This is a genomic window from Brevibacillus sp. SAFN-007a (assembly GCF_051967035.1).
Lineage (GTDB): Bacteria > Bacillota > Bacilli > Brevibacillales > Brevibacillaceae > Brevibacillus.
The window spans coordinates 17,098-32,968 of sequence record NZ_JBQCKK010000029.1; the positions used below are offsets into that span (position 1 = coordinate 17,098).

The window sequence follows — 15,871 nt, forward strand, 5'->3', positions numbered from 1 at the left end:
TTTGCCTTTCTCGCAAAAGGCAAACTCATGCAGTCTTGTCAAAAAGACATGCGCCCCGTAACGTGGGGAAAATCCGCTGCTTTCTACTTGGCTTTCAAAAGCAGAGCTCCAAGGTGGCTTTCAAAAAGAGTTCGCGGCCGCCCTCCCAGCAAGCAGGCAGCTCTCTGGACGTCAAATCCCTTTTTTACTTTCCTTTTCACAGCTATGTATCCATTTGGATTGTTGGGTGTTTAGGTGAATGACTCAGATTATAAAAAGGTTTTCGGCCGTTGTCAACGGCAACTTGTTGAATGAACGGATACAGGGCGGAGAGCATAAGGAAAACCGCCTGCGAGCAGCGTTTCCATTGTACAATGACATCGTTGATACCGTATCATAGTAGGAAACAACCTGTCTACTCCACGGCTATTCCCATTCTCCCGCCAAGCTGTATCGTTTTACCGACTATCCCCCGACTGCCATGATTTATGAAAAGCACGGCCACACTCACTTCAGGAGGTTGTTTCCATGAAAGCCTTGATTGTGATCGACTATACGAATGACTTTGTCGCGACAGACGGAGCGCTGACCTGCAGAGAGCCGGGGCAGGTGATCGAAGAACGCATCGGAGAATTGATCCGCGATTTTCTTGCAGAAGGCGATTTTGTCGTGATGGCGGTAGACGCCCACAAGGAGCAGGACCCCTACCACCCGGAAACCGGCCTGTATCCCCCGCACAACATCATCGGCACCGCTGGCCGAAATCTGTACGGCAGCATTCAGGACATTTACGAGGAATTTGAAGACACGATCTACTGGATGGACAAAACGCGCTACAGCGCATTCCAGGGGACGGATCTCGCGCTGCAGCTGCGCTCGCGCGGCATTTCCGAGATCCATCTTGCTGGCGTCTGCACCGACATTTGCGTCCTGCACACGGCCATCGAGGGCTTTTATCACGGATTCCGCGTCGTCATTCACGAGGATGCCGTCGCCAGCTTCAATCCGGTCGGACACGAGTGGGCTTTGGGACATTTTCAAAACCAGTTGGGCCTGTCTGTCGTCAAAAAATAAGGGCTGGCAAGCGCCGCAAGCCAGATACACGGGAGGTACGATCATGCGCCTCGGCATATACGGAAGCAGCTTCGACCCCATCACTTACAGCCACCTGTTCACGGCGGCAACCGTCGCTCATCGCAGACGTCTGGACAAAGTCATCTTCGTCCCCTGCTCGTCCAAGCGCCACGACAAAAAAATGCAGACGGAGGATGTCCACCGCCTGCACATGCTGAAGCTGGCGCTGGCGACGTGCCAGCACAAGACGAACAAATTCGGGGAGCCGCTGTTTGAAATCTCCACGGTGGAGATGGACGCGCTGCCCGGCGAAACCTACACGTACGACACGATGGTTCACCTGCAAAAAAAGTACCCGGAGGATGAGCTGTTTTTCATCATGGGCTCGGATTTGCTCGTCGGGCTGTCGAACTGGGGAAATGCCGAAAAACTGGTGTCCCGCTTCCGCTTCATCGTCATGACGCGGGAAGGGTATCCGACAGCCGACCTGATCGCCGATGACCCCTTGCTGCGCAATCACGACGAGCATTTTCTAATCATGAGCAAAGGCATCAACATGGGCATCAGCTCGACGTACATCCGCGATGAGATCCGCAAAGGCGGCGATCCCAGCTTCCTTTTGCCGGATGCGTGCCTGGCGTACATCTATGAGCAGGGCATTTACCGCGAACAGCGCGTTTGACTTTTCGATGCTCGCCACCAAAGCCGGGTGTCTTCCCCGGCTTTTTCGCTGCGCGTTTTACGGATGGGTGTCACCGCATGGCGTCACATTCGTGCGCAAGTAACGGTCAAAGTCATCGGCAGTCAACGGACGGCTGAACAGATACCCCTGCCCGAGAGCGCAGCCGTTTTCCTGCAAGGCCGTCACCTGATCGTCCAATTCGATGCCTTCTGCAATCACGTTCATGTTCAAGCTTTGCGCAACCGTCACGATCGCTTTGACGATTGCCTGACTTTCCTGATTATGGTGAATATCGCGGATAAACGACGCGTCGATCTTGATCGTGTCTGCCGGCAAGCTTTTGATATAGCTAAACGAGCTGTAGCCTGTCCCAAAGTCATCAATGGAGACATGGATGCCGATGTCGCGGATTTGCTGCAAGACTGCCGTGGCTTCTTCCAGCTTCACGAAAATGCTCTCCGTCATTTCCAGCTCCAGCCACTCCGCAGACAGTCCGGTTTCCTGCAAAATATGTGTCAGCCGATCCACGAGGTCTTGCTGATCAAGCTGCCTCCCGGACAGATTGACGGATACCGTCAGCGGGTAGCCCTGGTCGTGCCACCGTTTATTTTGCCAGCACGCCTGGCGGAGAATCCAATCCCCCAGGCTGAGAATCATCCCCGTCTCTTCGGCGATCGGAATGAACCGATTCGGCGAAATCACGCCCAGCTCCGGATGAACCCAGCGGACGAGCGCCTCCATCCCGGTCAGCACGCCTGTCCCCATGTCGACTTTCGGCTGGTAGTATATGTGAAACTGCTCCAGCTCAATCGCTTTACGCAACTCATTTTCCATCAGGATGCGCTCCAGCGACTTCGCTTCCATCGTCGGCTCGAAAAATTTGTACCCGTTTTTGCCGTGCGACTTGACCGTATACAGCGCGGTATCGGCCCGCTTGAGCAAATCATCGGCACTGTCTCCGTCCTGCGGGAACAACGCGATCCCGATGCTGCACGACATGTTGAAGGCATGGCCGTGAAGCTCAAACGGCCTTTGCAGCGCATTCATGATCTGATCGGCCACTGCCGCCGCTTCCTCCCGAGCGGTCAGCTGACTGAGCAACACGGTAAACTCGTCCCCGCCCAGCCTCGCCACGACATCGCCCGGTCTGAGACATTCCCGCAAGCGGTTCGATGCTTCCACTAGCAGCAAATCTCCTACCTCATGCCCAAAGGAATCGTTGACGTCCTTGAAGCGGTCCAGATCGAGAAACAGGACGGCCAGATGGAAGCGGAACCGTTTGGCCTGCAAGATTTCCCTGCTCACATGTTGCACGAACAGGCGGCGATTCGGCAAGTCCGTCAGGGCGTCGTGATAGGCCAGATGGTGGATCAATTCCTCCGACCGCTTCCGCTCGGTGATGTCGCGCGTGACGAGCAAAAGCTGGCTTACGTTCCCCTGTTCATCCAGGATCGGATTGATTTTGCTCTCGGTCCAGATCGTATCCGCCTTGTGCGTCTGGATGCGGCATTCCACGGTGTACTCTTTTCGCGTAGCGTACGTATGCTGAATCGCATAGGCCATGATGTCCCTGTCTCTTTCCACAATCCATTCGAACAGGTTGCGAAAGCCCTCCTGCGGCATGTCATGGGCAAACACCGCCTTGTGCGCCGGAGACAGGTACAAAAAATCGCCCTCGGCATTGATCATGCTGATGATGTCCGATGTATTTTCCGCGATGATCCGGTACAGCGCCTCGCTTTTTCTGACTTCTTCTTCCATCTGTTTGCGCGCCGTGATGTCGTGGCGAATGGACACGTACTGATAGATTTTCCCTGCTGGATTCACGAAGGGCACAATCGTCGTGTCCACCCAGTACAGACTTCCGTCTTTCGCCCGATTGCGGATTTCGCCCCGCCATACATTCCCCGAGCCGATACATTTCCACATCTGCCGGAAAAACGACTTGGGATGATAGCCGGAGTTGAGCAGCCGATGGTCCTGCCCAAGCAGCTCGCTGCGGCTGTATTTGGACATCTTGCAAAATTGCTCGTTCGCCCGCAGGATGATCCCGCGGTGGTCGGTAATCGCGAGAATCGTCGACTGATCGAGCGCATACTTGACGTCAGCCAGCTCCTGCAAGACGGCCTTTAGTTCCCCGTCCTTTTCCTGTAGCAATTCTTCCCACTGTTCCGGGGTCAACGCTTCCATCCATGGGTTGCTCATCCGCTATCCCCCCTTTGCCCTCATACGGCAGGCACGATGCCGCTAGTTTTCATCCAAACGATCCTCCCTCCAAGGATCAAGGATCGCGATAGATCACGACGAGTTTGCTTCATTTTACCATGTCTTGTCCAAAGAGTAATCCGCGCGCATGGGCCAGAAGCGACTTTTTTGAAAAAACTTTCTGGCAAAGTATCAGGTCCGCAGAGGGATTCGACGGGAGGCTTGTCCTATTGTCCCTTCCACAGCTAGAGCGGCTGTCTGGCAAAAAACTATCTCCCTTTTCGCCGTTGCGCCTGTCGGGACCGCTTTTTTCGTAGGCGCCTCCCGATGGCTCCCCCGAGGCCGCATGTGTTCGTCTCGCTTTGCTGATTGATGACGTTCACGACATTCCCGCTGTTTCCGCCGCCTGAACCGGAAAAGGATTTGCTGACGCTTTTCGGAGAGGCGTTGGCCGTATCGCCGAAATGAACAGTACCCGAGTTGCTCGCGATGTGCACGTTTCCCACAAATGTCGGCACGACTCTCCCTCCTGCTCCCGTAGGTTTTGGACTACTTATACAGTATGTACGGCCACTCGCGCCTGATTGGACGATGGTTGATGGTGCCCCAAAAAAGTCTAACATGTTGACATATCGGAATATCGCGATATAATGAACCACATGGAACCTATTGAAATCTTCAAAGCGCTGTCCAATGAATCCAGGTTGCAAATTTTGCAATGGCTGAAGGAGCCTGACCGTCATTTTATCCCCCACGAAGGGATTGATATGAACAAGATAGGGGTATGTGTAAGTCAAATCACAGATAAATTGAAAATGACGCAATCGACTGCTTCCCAATACCTCGCCATATTGTTGAGAGCTGGTCTGATTCGGGCAGAACGAATCGGAAAGTACACGTACTACAAAAGAAACGAGGAGGCCATTGCAAAAATCGCCGACATTCTCAAAAATGAACTATGATCGCGAACGGAATGATGAGAGAGCAGGCAAGGGGCAAGGGCATCCCTGCGTAAAAATAAGCATCTCCAGATGTTTATTTTTACTGCATATGAATCGACATATTGCGATTTGTATATTTTTACGTTTAACAAATCTACATTTCGCGATATGTAAATATAATAAACAGGTAAGGAGTGCATGCTATGTCTAGCACGTGGAAAATTTATTTGTTAGCCATTGTCAGCTTTTTGGTCGGAACCTCCGAGTACATCATTTCCGGCATTTTGGATCATATTGCCCTGACGCTCGGGATCACCCTGGCTGCCGCCGGGCAATTCATTACGATTTTCTCCCTTGTGTATGCGATTTTCACCCCTATCCTCATGGCGTTGACAGCCACTATCGGTAGACGCTCCTTACTGATCTATTCCCTCGGTCTGTTTGTGGCAGGCAATCTCCTGGCGTTTGCCCTGCCTGGCTATGGATGGATGATTGTCTCTCGGATCATGATGGCCATGGGCGCAGGTGTCGTCGTTGTGACCGCCTTGACCGTCGCAGCCAAACTGGCCCCCGAAGGCAAACAGGGGAGTGCACTCGCAACGGTCGTCATGGGATTTACCGCCTCTCTCATTATCGGGGTTCCGCTTGGAAGAATGACCACAGAGGCATTTGGCTGGAAATCCGTTTTTGGTGGAATCGCCTTGTTGGGACTTCTTGCCATGCTCGTTTTGGCCTTTGCGCTTCCCGCTACAGAGGGAGAGAAGCCCGTCCCTTTGTCCAAACAGATTTCTCTATTTCGGAATCGAAAAATCGCCATGGGACTGTCGATTACGTTTTTCTGGCTGGGCGGATACTCCATCGCGTATACGTACCTCTCGCCGTACCTCCTGACGGTTTCAGGGATCAGCGACAAGTGGCTGAGTGGCGTTTTGCTTCTATTCGGGGTAGCCAGTTTGGCAGGGTCAAAGTTCGGGGGGTATAGCACGGATCGGTGGGGAGTGCCCGTTACGCTGATGGGGGGAATGGCCTTACATATCCTCATGCTGCTGCTCTTGTCCGTCGTTACCCACTCTTCTCTCGGCGTGTTGGCCATCCTCGTCTTGTGGTCGTTTGCAGCATGGTCTACAGGCCCGACGCAGCAATATCATTTGGCTACAATCGAACCCGCCTTGTCGGGGATATTGCTCGGCATCAATCAGTCGATGATGCAGCTGTCCATGGCTGTAGGCGCAGGCGTCGGAGGCATTTTGGTAGAGAAGGTATCGCTCACTTCGATTACCTGGATCGGGGCAGTGGGAGTGGCTATCGCGATCGTTGTTTCTCTGGCAGCATTCCGTACAACCTCCCGACAAAAACGAGCGAATGTACACGAAAATCGACCAGGCATGCAGATGAAATAGGCTTCCTTCAGCCCTTGCACAGCACATCGACCATTCCTTGCACAAGCACAAGAAAGATTTCAACAGACCATAGCCCGTCCGCTGGCTGCTGGCCTGGTTCCCGATACGGGAAGGCCGCCTGACCCACTCGCTGCGTTTTTCGGTTGCTCGCCAGCGAGCCGTTCCTCTGGTCAGGCGGCCTTTCTTTTTTTCCGTCGCGCGGCTTACCCGGCCGGCGCCTGAAAAGTCCGGACAGCGGAGCCGTCGAGGATGAGCGCCGATACGCACAGGAACGCCGCCATCTCCTTGTTCGTCTCAAGAAAACGTAGAAAACGGCTTGCCCGCTCCTTTGCTCCGCTGATTGTACAATAAGGCCGCACCCGCCCGGAACAATCCGTATCCGCCCAGACCGCCCAGCACGTTGAGCAGCAGATCGTCTACATCGAAGCTGCCCAATGCAAGCAAAAACTGCAAAAATTCCACCGTCAGACTGGCGAACAGCGCAGTGAAAAACACACGGTGAACATTTTGAAATGCCGCGAACAGCAGCGGCAGCAGCAGCCCGAGCGGCATAAACAGCACGATATTCCCCAAGAGGTTGTACGCGATTGTATACGCGTTGTAATGCTCATAGTGGAATACGTAGTCAAACAGCGTGCGCAGCGGCTTCGTGTTCTGAAAAATTTGCGCATATTCCGCGGCGCCATACCGCAGCATCCGCTCTTTCCATTCGAGTGTGAACGTTCTGCGGTGCCACCTGTCCGGAGAGAGCAAAAGCAAATAGCCGCAAGCCGCTACATACAAGCCAAACAAAGCCAGCACCCATTTTCGCACGTACTTGTCGAGGAGCGGCATGGACACGGACAGTTGCCTGCTCAGCTCATCCGCAGGCCCAAAGCGCCGGATGGCGAGCGCAACGGCCTCCTGCTCCGCGTAGCCCTCCTCCATCAGTTCCTGTTTCATGTTCGTCACATGGTCGAGCAGTTCATCCTTCACGTCCTGCTTTTCCCGCCTGGAGCAAGGCAAGCCATGGACGACTTGGTCGACGTATTCTTCCAGCTTCACGATCGTCCTCTACTCCCTTCCCTCGTTGCAGAGCGCAACCAGCCTCGTCAAACTCTGCCAGTCTCTCATCTTGTCGGCCAGGAGCTTTTGCCCCTCCCGGGTGATGCGGTAATATTTGCGGCGACCGCCTTCCTTCGCCTCTCCCCAGTACGATTCCACAGCCTTCTGGGTCTCCAGCCGCTTCAAAGCCGGGTACAGCGTCCCTTCCCCGATTTCATACACGTCATCGCTTTTCTCCCGGATCTTTTTCGCCAGCTCATAGCCGTACTGGTCCTTTTGCGCAATCAGCGAGAGCAGCAGCAGATCAATGCTGCCTTTCAACAACTCCTTATTCACAGTACCAACTCCTTCGCAAGCATGAAAAGAGCGTAGCACATCATACATCGTAATACAAGGTACTAAAAAAAGAAAAGGACACAACAAATTTTTGACTCCATGCCATGATTGACAAGGGCAAAACAGGTCAGATAGATTATTTCCGACAAGGTTTTTCATTGCTTGCCCCCCTTTCGAGCCTCGCTCGGAAGGCGGTTCTCTTGGCTCCTTTTAGCCGTCTGCTATTTGGCTATCCCGTCTACTCGTTTGTGAGTAAAAGAAAAGCCTTGGAGAAATCGAAGACAGAAAAGGAGTTTGCCGCGACGTGAGATCTTTTTTTCGCCTGTGGTTTTCGCGTAAAAACAAGACCGAAGAAGAGCCCAAGTACAAGCAGCTCGATTCCGCTCTCATCAAAGCCGCCCGCTACGATCTGGAGTCGCAACACCTTTACATCCGGTTTCACGACGGCCGCGAATTTGTCTACTGCAAGGTCTCCCCATACGCCTACAACGCCTTCCTGAATGCCGACTCCTTCAGCGAGCATTTTCACTCGTTTATCAGCCAACGCTACTTGCACTACCAGGTCATGTAGCCAAACCGCAGACCGGACACGCAACAGCCCTCCGGCATCAAACCGGAGGGCTCCTTTGCTATTTCAGCGCCCGCTGCAAGAAGGCTCGCGTGCGCTCGTATTTTGCTTTCGTAAACAACTCTTCCGGCGTTCCCGACTCGACGAATTCCCCGTTGTCCATAAACATAATCCGGCTCGCCACTTCTCTGGCAAAGCCCATCTCATGCGTGACCACCACCATCGTCATATGCTCCGAGGCAAGCTGCTTGATGACCTGGAGCACTTCGCCCGTCAGTTCGGGATCGAGGGCAGACGTCGGTTCGTCGAACAGTAAAATTTCCGGGTTCATCATGAGCGCTCTGGCAATCGCCACGCGCTGCTTTTGACCGCCTGACAGCTTGGCGGGATAGACGTTCGCCTTGTCTGCCAGCCCGACTTTCTCCAGCAGTTCCCCGCTCCGCGCGCGAATGACGTTTTCCGGCTCGCCCTTGACCACCTGCGGCGCAATCTCCAGATTTTCGCGCACGGTCAGATGCGGAAACAGGTTGAAGTGCTGAAACACCATCCCCATCTTCGCCGTGATCCGCTTGATCTCCTGGCCGGAGCTGTAGACGCCGTCCTTCACCAAAAAGTCATCCCCAACGCGGATACTTCCGCCATTTACCTGCTCCAGATAGACCAGGCTGCGCAGCATCGTGCTTTTTCCTGAACCGGACGGGCCGATCACCGCGACCACATCATTCTTGTTAATCTCAAACGAGACATTTTTCAAGACTTCCAGCTCGCCAAACGATTTTTTCAGATTGCTTACTTGAATGATCGCCATTTCACGCCCGTCCTTTATTCGAATTTGAATCTTCTTTCCAGCCATCTAAAGAACAACGTCAACACGAGAGTCATCAGCAAGTAGATGACGCCCGCGATAAAAAAGGGAACGATCGTAAAATCGCGGTTGACAGCCGTTTGCGCAAAATGCAAAAGCTCCGGCACCGCAACAGCATAGAGCAGCGCCGTGTCCTTGACCAGCGTGATCGATTCGTTCGCGACGGCGGGCAGCGCTACGCGAAACATTTGCGGCAGGATGATCTTGGTCGTCGTCTGCCATTTGTTGAAGCCGAGTACCTGCGCCGCCTCGTACTGGCCTTTGTCGATGGACAACAGCCCGCCCCGGAAAATTTCCGCAAAGTAAGCCGCGTAGTTCAACACAAAGCCGACGCAGGCGGCGACAAAGCGATCCATCACCAAATATTCGCCGATCCCCGGCAACAGCGGGAGACCGAAGCAGATAAACAAGAGCTGCAAAAGCAGCGGGGTCCCGCGCATCACGTACACGTACGAGTGCGCCAGCCACGCCAGCGGCTTCACACTGCTTTTGGCCAACAAGGTAATGAGAAAGCCCAAAGGGATCGACAGCGCAATGACGATCAAAAATAAAAGAATCGTCATCTGCGCTCCTTCCAGCATCGGTTTTGTAATCGAAAGGATGTAATCTGCGCTCATATTCCATGCTCCTATTTGGATAAGGTAGGCGTTGGCTTTCCCGATGGGAGCCTGGCCTTGTTCTTTCGTCGTGACATAAGCGTGGCTTCGCCCTTCTCTCTGGCGAAGCCATCGTTTCTGTCCTTATTTCAATACGCGATCCTCGCCAAACCATTTTTCCGAGATTTTCGCGGCGGTTCCATCCTGGTTGAGAGCGTCAAGCGCTTTTTGCAGCTCGTTCAACAGCGCTTCGTTGCCTTTTTTCACTCCTACGCCATACTCTTCAGGCGACAGCGATTCGTCCAACTTTTTGAACGTTCCCTTCTCCTTGGTCATGTAGTAATCCGCCACGACCTGGTCAATCACCACGGCATCGACGCGACCGATTTTCAAATCGGAGAGTGCCAGTACGTTGTCCGGGTACTCGGTGATCGACTTGACCTGCTGCTTCAAATCGCTTGCGTTCAGCGCATCCGCGGCCGAGGACAGCTTTTGCAGCCCGACCACCTTGCCCGACAAATCCGCGAGCTTCGTCATCTCCGAGTTGGCCAGGGTCACCACGACCTGCGCATTTTTCAGATACGGCTTCGTGAACAGCACTTTTTCTTTTCGCTCATCCGTGATCGTGTATCCGTTCCAGATCAGATCGATCCGACCGCTGTTCAATTCAGATTCCTTGGAACCCCAGTCGATTGGCTGGAATTCAACCTGCTTGCCCATCTTTTCACCGGCAGCGCGGGCGTAGTCGATATCGAAGCCGACCAGCTCGTTGTTCTCATCGCGAAAGCCCATGGGCGCAAACTTGTCGTCGATTCCGATAATCAGTTTATTGGCGTCAGCGCCTGTTTTCTCACTGGAACAACCGACTACCAATGAAAAGACGGCTCCGAAAAGCAAGGACAGAAAAGCAAATTTTTTCATCATGAGTCTCCCCCTTGTTCAGCTTGTTTCTCTTTATTTTACTCTGATAAAGTGGTAATACGTTAACAAGGTATCATGATAGCACATCCTGCGAAAAGAGTCGAGACTTTAGCAAAGAAAAGCGAACAGGAAAAGCATTCCGGGATGGGCAAACCGCTTATTTACTCCCATCCATGCCAAAAAGCCCTCTGTCTATCGAGGGCTTTTTGGGCAGGCCAGCCTCTTACGCCAGATCCCGCACTTTAATGTAAGAAACGTTTCTGACATTAATGACGATGTCATCGTATTGCAGCCACCCGTCCTTTTGGTTGGCGACCATCTGGATAATTTCTTCCGGTTCAGTTGTCTCGATCTGCACCAGCGAGCCTCCGGAAAAGTGGAATTCAATCGCTTTGGCCTGATTCATGTTCGCATCCCTCCTGTTCTTTCTAGTTATCGGACGGATGGGAAAATTTTGTTACGCCTCCCCGCAAACTAGTCCGAGTCCCCCCTGGCGATTCGCAAAAAGTCCCGGCGCAGCCTGACTCTGTTCCTATCTTCTCTCTCGTTTTTCGCTCGTATTTCTCTGCCGAAACTACCAATTCTGTACGGCCTGTTTTCGAACAATGGGTCACTTTACCCTACCAAAACTTGACAAGACCGCATCTCTTGGATTATATTTTGCATAATTCGACACTTCTATACATTTTTCGCAAACGACTGACAAAGGCAAAGTCATCGAAAGGTGGCGACGCAAAACCACGGGTCTAAAGTCTTTGACCATGACAGCCGGGTTGCCATACATCATGAACATGGTAGCAAAGATGATGGTACCTTTGGGCTGTTTCCGTATGTGGAATGGCCTTTTTTATGTTCACCTGCAAGAAAGGAGGCGCCCTTTTATCGATCAACAGTAGCCTTGTACATGAGAAAACAAAGAGAGAGAAAAATGGAGTGGAGTATGATGTACAAACTGGTTGATTCAGCAGAGTCTTTGGCACTTTTTCATCAAATCAAGGAAAGCGTCTGGGCCTCTATGGGCTTTGAAATGGAATACGCGAAAAGCGGCTCCGATCTCTACCTTTTGCTGTCCGAGGAGGACGAACCAGGCGGGACATTCGAATTCACACCGCATGAAAAATCTTCTGCTTATCTGCAAAACTTGTTTCAGGACGTTTTGACGCGGGATATGAAGGTCGTCGAAGTGGACAGTTTCGCTGTGTTGCCCAAGTTCCGCGGAAAGCTGGGACGTTGGGGAGTAGCTCTCATGATCGATTATGCCGAAAAACATGGATATACGCATGCAGTCGGTTTGGCAGATCCGGCTTTTTTTCAGTTGATTAACCGGAAATACAACGTCAGAGCAACGCAAGTGAAGGACATGGTCTTCTACAAAGGGGCGAATGCCATCCCGACCGTCTTCCACCTGCAAGAAGCCTATTTGAACAAGGACAAGCCCGAATTTGCCTGGTATCAAACGCTTTGCAAACAAATAAAAGTCGAGGTTAGCTGACATGGAACTTTTACAAAGAAGAAATAACTGGGTCGTCATTGTATTTGCGAGCATTATTACCATCGTCCAGATCGTGAATCTCATCATGGGGGTTCCGTTCTCCTTCGTTCTGACCGTGCTGGGTATTTTGTACGGCGTGCTGGCACCGTTTGCCTACCTTTCCAACCGGCCCGCCTTGCGGGACAAGATGGCCCCGTTCATGAAGTTTTTCAACTTTGCCGTCATTGGCATTTTCATGTTCGTCATCGTGGGACTGGACCCTTGGCTGGTCAATATTATGACGATCATGTTCTTCGTCGCGGTCATGGGGATTTATCAGGACAGACTGATTAACATCTTGACCATCCTTGCGGCCCTCGGGATCGTCACCTACTATTTCCTGACCAACGGCGAAGCGATTTTCTACACGTCCGATCCGGTACACCTGATGTACTACCTGCTGGCCTTCTGCTTCGTGTCTGCTACGAGCATGATGCACGCCGTTTTCAACAACAAGCTGCAACAGGAAAGCGAAGAGCAAAAACAGCAAGCAATCGCATCCAAAGAGTCGCTGCAACGCATTTTGGACCAGATCAACGAATCGCTCAGCTCTGTCCAGGAGTATCAGGAAAATCTGAACAAGGTCACGGATGGCGTGAATGTGCGCGCCGTTGAGACCGTTGCCGCCCTCCAGGAGATCATGCGCTCTTTCTCCATCCAGACAGACAACACCAATGAGCTGCGCCGCGAGATGGGCACAACCAGCCTCCAGGTAGAGGATATCACCCGCTCTGTGACAGAAATGCACGATTACGTGGAATCTACGAAGGAAGCGACCAATGAGAGCAGCAAACGCATCAACAACATCGGCAGCGACTTCGAACGCTTCATCAAGGACATCCAGGGCACGAACAAGCTGATTCAAGAACTGAACAAAGAAACGGAATCCATCGAGAAGATCATCCAAACCATTTCGGATATTTCGGCACAAACCAACCTCCTGGCGCTGAATGCGACCATCGAGGCTTCCCGGGCAGGCGAACATGGCCGAGGCTTTGCCGTCGTGGCAGACGAGGTGCGCAAGCTGGCCGAGTCTTCTAAGCTGTCCTCCGAATCGATCTCTACCCTGTTAATGACGATTCGCGAAAAAATGAAGCTCGTCTCCGACATGATCTCCGAGTCCCAGCTTTCGTTCGAGAAAAACAGCGAAGGAATTATGGAAGTGCAGGAAATGTTCACGAATGTGGACAGCTACATGCACAACTTCGCAGAGAAAACGAAAAATCTGCAAGAGTTTATCGTCAACGTCCACAGCATGATTCAGGAAGTCAACGCCAAAGTCGAAATCAACGCAGACATCACCGACAAAAACAAGGAAAGCCTGGAAGAAGTGCTCGTGCTCGTCTCTGAGCAAAAAGAGGAAATCGTCAAAGTATCCGGCGGCTTCGAAAAAATCGAGCAACAAATTCGCGGATTGCATATGTAAGCAAAACCGGACCATGCACCAAAAACTGCCCCCTCAGTACAGGGGGCAGTTTTTTTTTGCATAGCATGTCCCGCTCGTATGGCTTATAATACACATGGAATTTTACCCGTTCTCTTCTTCTCTTCACCCATGAATCGAACCAACACAAAGAGAGGCCTAAGCCCTATGCCTGTTTTTCATCGTTTTTCAACGAGCCAGGGGAACAAGATTGGTCTGACTACCCTTTTGACGGGCCTGGTGTCTTTATCCATTCTGTTGACGCTGACGATTCTTCTCGTAGCCTCGTATCAATCCAAAAAGAATTCGTTACTGGATACGACGCTCGCTCTCAACTATGCGAGCGCAAACAAAATGAGCCAAATGATCGACTCCTTGTTCCTATCCATGCGCAGCAGTCTGCGCTATTCCGCCACCGTTCTCGTCGACCATCCTTCCCTGACGCAAGAAGAAGCCAATGAACATCTGGAGATGCTGCGCAGGAGCGGTAATTACTTCAATTCGCTGACCGTCGTAGATGAACACGGAGTCATTCGGAGCGTATCTCCGTCATCCATCGGCACCGTGGGGCAACAGCTCACTACCAAGGAAGCACGCTATGCACTGGCGTTGAGAAAGCCCTACATCTCCTCGCCCTACATCTCCGCCCGGTATAAGCGCCTCTTGGTGTTCATGAGCGAACCGATTTATGACAAAGACGGACGCTATCGCGGATTCGTCGGGGGCACGATCTATTTGCAGAATGACAACATTTTGAACATGCTGATCGGCAACCCGAAGACAGACACCATTAGCTCTTCTTACTCGATCGTCAGCTCGAACGGACAGTTGCTGTTCCATGCGGACAACCAGCAGATCGGCAAGGATATCCGGTCCAATCCCGTCGTCAAAAAGCTGCTGGCAGGCCACAACGGCTATGACCAAATGCTGAGCATCAACGGCGAACGACTGCTGGCCGGGTATGCGCGGGTTCCCGCAAACGGCTGGGGGGTCATCGTCACTTCCCCCATGGAATGGGTATACAACGAGTTGCACAGCCAGGTGAGGATGATGCTTTTGTATTTGCTGCCGCCATCTCTTCTCCTGCTCTTGATCGTGATTCAACTGGCCCACAAGCTGGCCAAGCCTTTTGTCCGACTCGCCGCGCTCATGAGCAAGCTGGACTCGGAAACCGTCGAGCTTCCCCCGGACAAGCCCCATTGGAACCGGGAAGCCGATCTATTGACCAAAGCCTTCCGAACAGCCGCCAGAAACATAAAGGAGAAAACCGACCGCCTGACCCACGAGGCGACCACCGACGGACTCACAGGGCTTGCGAACCGACGTTCCATCGAAGACGTCCTGCACGCCTGGACCAAAGAAAACAAGCCTTTTTCCGTCCTGCTGCTGGACATCGATCATTTTAAGCATGTAAACGACACCTTCGGCCATCCGGTCGGGGATGAAGTCTTGAAGCTGTTTGCGAAAATCATGAAAGGCGCCGTGCGAAAAGGCGATATTTGCGGCCGTTTTGGCGGGGAAGAATTCATCGTCTTGCTCGACCGCGCGTCCAGCCTGGAAGCCTTTGCGGTAGCGGAACAAATCCGGCTCCAGATGGAAACGAACGCGAATTCGACCGGTCAAGCCATCACCGTATCCGTCGGCATCGTCGAAAGCCCGCTTCATGGCGATTCCGCTACTCTGCTCATCGAACTGGCCGACCAGGCTTTGTATCAGGCAAAAGAGTCCGGGAGGAACAAGGTGGTGGTTGCGTCGCGATAGAACGGTTGAGAGCAGTCAGAGGGGCCGCCATGCTTTCCCACTGTCAAACGAACGGCATCAGCTTCTCTCTTGAAACAAGAAGAAGACGATGACGATGGCTGCCAGTAAATTGGGCAACCCGATTAGCGCCATGTTCCTTGCCCATTTTACTCGGATTTGTCGATCTTCTCTTGTTTCTATCGCATGGTTGGCTCTCATCCGATCTCCGCTTACGAATGAACCCGTAAAAATCGCTGACAATAGAATACAGAGGACGCCTGCGCTTCCGGACAGCTTCACTGTCCATCCGAAATCGTTTGTGACGAGAGAAAGGAACAGGGACATAACCAAGATGGAAAAACCGATTCGTAGCGAGCGTTTCATCGGGGCATCCCTCCCTTGCTTAGAGGAAATCGTGGCGGATAAATGATTTTCCACATTTTATGATAAAAACTTACCATGTAAGCCTCTTCCTTACCAGGTTCTATTAGTCATAACCACCGGCTTAGCCGGTGGCTTCCATTAGCCCTATAAGGGCATGTTACAAGCAAGCGCCTCAAAGGCGC

The 15,871-nt window shown here is 52.4% G+C and carries 17 protein-coding genes, 1 riboswitch and 1 other annotated feature (1 of these 19 cut by a window edge); of the genes, 8 read left to right on the plus strand and 9 right to left on the minus strand.

Going from position 1 to position 15,871, the window contains the following annotated elements; all coding sequences use genetic code 11:
- Positions 1–209, minus strand: a binding site (T-box leader); it reaches 36 nt to the left of the window's first position.
- 298 nt (positions 210–507) lie between these two features.
- Both ACTHO6_RS19860 and nadD read left to right on the plus strand, forming a co-directional pair.
- On the plus strand, positions 508–1,053 hold the full coding sequence (locus ACTHO6_RS19860; RefSeq protein WP_440243371.1) for a cysteine hydrolase family protein: 546 nt from the start codon (positions 508–510) through the stop codon (positions 1,051–1,053).
- A 43-nt stretch (positions 1,054–1,096) separates the two neighbouring features.
- On the plus strand, positions 1,097–1,735 hold the full coding sequence (gene nadD, locus ACTHO6_RS19865) for a nicotinate-nucleotide adenylyltransferase (protein WP_440243372.1): 639 nt from the start codon (positions 1,097–1,099) through the stop codon (positions 1,733–1,735).
- A gap of 57 nt (positions 1,736–1,792) precedes the next feature.
- Here the strand turns inward: nadD and ACTHO6_RS19870 are convergent, their stop codons facing one another.
- The gene (locus ACTHO6_RS19870) at positions 1,793–3,925 is read right to left on the minus strand and encodes an EAL domain-containing protein (RefSeq protein WP_440243401.1); all 2,133 of its coding nucleotides are present in this window, start codon (positions 3,923–3,925) and stop codon (positions 1,793–1,795) included.
- Between the two features lie 284 nt (positions 3,926–4,209).
- Entirely contained in the window at positions 4,210–4,458 is a 249-nt protein-coding gene (locus ACTHO6_RS19875) for a spore germination protein (protein ID WP_440243373.1), read from the minus strand.
- A 141-nt stretch (positions 4,459–4,599) separates the two neighbouring features.
- Here ACTHO6_RS19875 and ACTHO6_RS19880 point away from each other — a divergent pair, with 141 nt between their 5' ends.
- Positions 4,600–4,902 (plus strand): ArsR/SmtB family transcription factor, encoded by a 303-nt coding sequence (locus ACTHO6_RS19880; RefSeq protein ID WP_440243375.1) that lies wholly within the window; start codon positions 4,600–4,602, stop codon positions 4,900–4,902.
- Positions 4,903–5,084: 182 nt separating this feature from the next.
- Positions 5,085–6,281 carry an MFS transporter gene (locus tag ACTHO6_RS19885; RefSeq protein WP_440243377.1) on the plus strand — a complete coding sequence of 399 codons (1,197 nt, stop codon included), beginning with the start codon at positions 5,085–5,087 and terminating at the stop codon, positions 6,279–6,281.
- A 294-nt stretch (positions 6,282–6,575) separates the two neighbouring features.
- On the opposite strand, the gene ACTHO6_RS19890 is transcribed toward ACTHO6_RS19885, so the two are convergent.
- Both ACTHO6_RS19890 and ACTHO6_RS19895 read right to left on the minus strand, forming a co-directional pair.
- Entirely contained in the window at positions 6,576–7,325 is a 750-nt protein-coding gene (locus tag ACTHO6_RS19890; RefSeq protein WP_440243379.1) for a VanZ family protein, read from the minus strand.
- 9 nt (positions 7,326–7,334) lie between these two features.
- A complete protein-coding gene (locus ACTHO6_RS19895; RefSeq protein WP_440243382.1) occupies positions 7,335–7,661 on the minus strand; it encodes a PadR family transcriptional regulator in 327 nt (108 codons plus the stop codon).
- Between the two features lie 304 nt (positions 7,662–7,965).
- Here ACTHO6_RS19895 and ACTHO6_RS19900 point away from each other — a divergent pair, with 304 nt between their 5' ends.
- Entirely contained in the window at positions 7,966–8,232 is a 267-nt protein-coding gene (locus ACTHO6_RS19900; protein WP_440243384.1) for a KTSC domain-containing protein, read from the plus strand.
- Between the two features lie 58 nt (positions 8,233–8,290).
- Here ACTHO6_RS19900 and ACTHO6_RS19905 read toward each other — a convergent pair whose 3' ends face one another.
- The 4 genes from ACTHO6_RS19905 to ACTHO6_RS19920 all read right to left on the minus strand — a co-directional run bounded on the left by ACTHO6_RS19905 (position 8,291) and on the right by ACTHO6_RS19920 (position 11,017).
- Positions 8,291–9,037: an amino acid ABC transporter ATP-binding protein gene (locus ACTHO6_RS19905; RefSeq protein WP_440243386.1), complete on the minus strand. Its 747-nt coding sequence runs from the start codon at positions 9,035–9,037 to the stop codon at positions 8,291–8,293.
- A 14-nt stretch (positions 9,038–9,051) separates the two neighbouring features.
- Positions 9,052–9,711, minus strand: coding sequence for an amino acid ABC transporter permease (locus ACTHO6_RS19910; protein WP_440243389.1), 660 nt, complete (start codon positions 9,709–9,711; stop codon positions 9,052–9,054).
- A gap of 123 nt (positions 9,712–9,834) precedes the next feature.
- The gene (locus tag ACTHO6_RS19915) at positions 9,835–10,611 is read right to left on the minus strand and encodes an amino acid ABC transporter substrate-binding protein (RefSeq protein WP_440243403.1); all 777 of its coding nucleotides are present in this window, start codon (positions 10,609–10,611) and stop codon (positions 9,835–9,837) included.
- A 223-nt stretch (positions 10,612–10,834) separates the two neighbouring features.
- Positions 10,835–11,017, minus strand: coding sequence for a hypothetical protein (locus tag ACTHO6_RS19920; protein WP_440243391.1), 183 nt, complete (start codon positions 11,015–11,017; stop codon positions 10,835–10,837).
- A gap of 291 nt (positions 11,018–11,308) precedes the next feature.
- Positions 11,309–11,392, plus strand: a riboswitch (cyclic di-GMP riboswitch).
- Positions 11,393–11,551: 159 nt separating this feature from the next.
- On the opposite strand from ACTHO6_RS19920, the gene ACTHO6_RS19925 reads away from it, so the two are divergent.
- The 3 genes from ACTHO6_RS19925 to ACTHO6_RS19935 all read left to right on the plus strand — a co-directional run bounded on the left by ACTHO6_RS19925 (position 11,552) and on the right by ACTHO6_RS19935 (position 15,326).
- Positions 11,552–12,103 carry a GNAT family N-acetyltransferase gene (locus ACTHO6_RS19925; RefSeq protein WP_440243393.1) on the plus strand — a complete coding sequence of 184 codons (552 nt, stop codon included), beginning with the start codon at positions 11,552–11,554 and terminating at the stop codon, positions 12,101–12,103.
- Between the two features lies 1 nt (position 12,104).
- Positions 12,105–13,568, plus strand: a complete 1,464-nt coding sequence (locus ACTHO6_RS19930; RefSeq protein ID WP_440243395.1) for a methyl-accepting chemotaxis protein — start codon at positions 12,105–12,107, stop codon at positions 13,566–13,568.
- A gap of 165 nt (positions 13,569–13,733) precedes the next feature.
- Positions 13,734–15,326: a sensor domain-containing diguanylate cyclase gene (locus ACTHO6_RS19935; protein ID WP_440243397.1), complete on the plus strand. Its 1,593-nt coding sequence runs from the start codon at positions 13,734–13,736 to the stop codon at positions 15,324–15,326.
- A gap of 57 nt (positions 15,327–15,383) precedes the next feature.
- Here the strand turns inward: ACTHO6_RS19935 and ACTHO6_RS19940 are convergent, their stop codons facing one another.
- Positions 15,384–15,689: a DUF5316 domain-containing protein gene (locus ACTHO6_RS19940; RefSeq protein ID WP_440243399.1), complete on the minus strand. Its 306-nt coding sequence runs from the start codon at positions 15,687–15,689 to the stop codon at positions 15,384–15,386.
- Positions 15,690–15,871 lie beyond the last annotated feature (182 nt).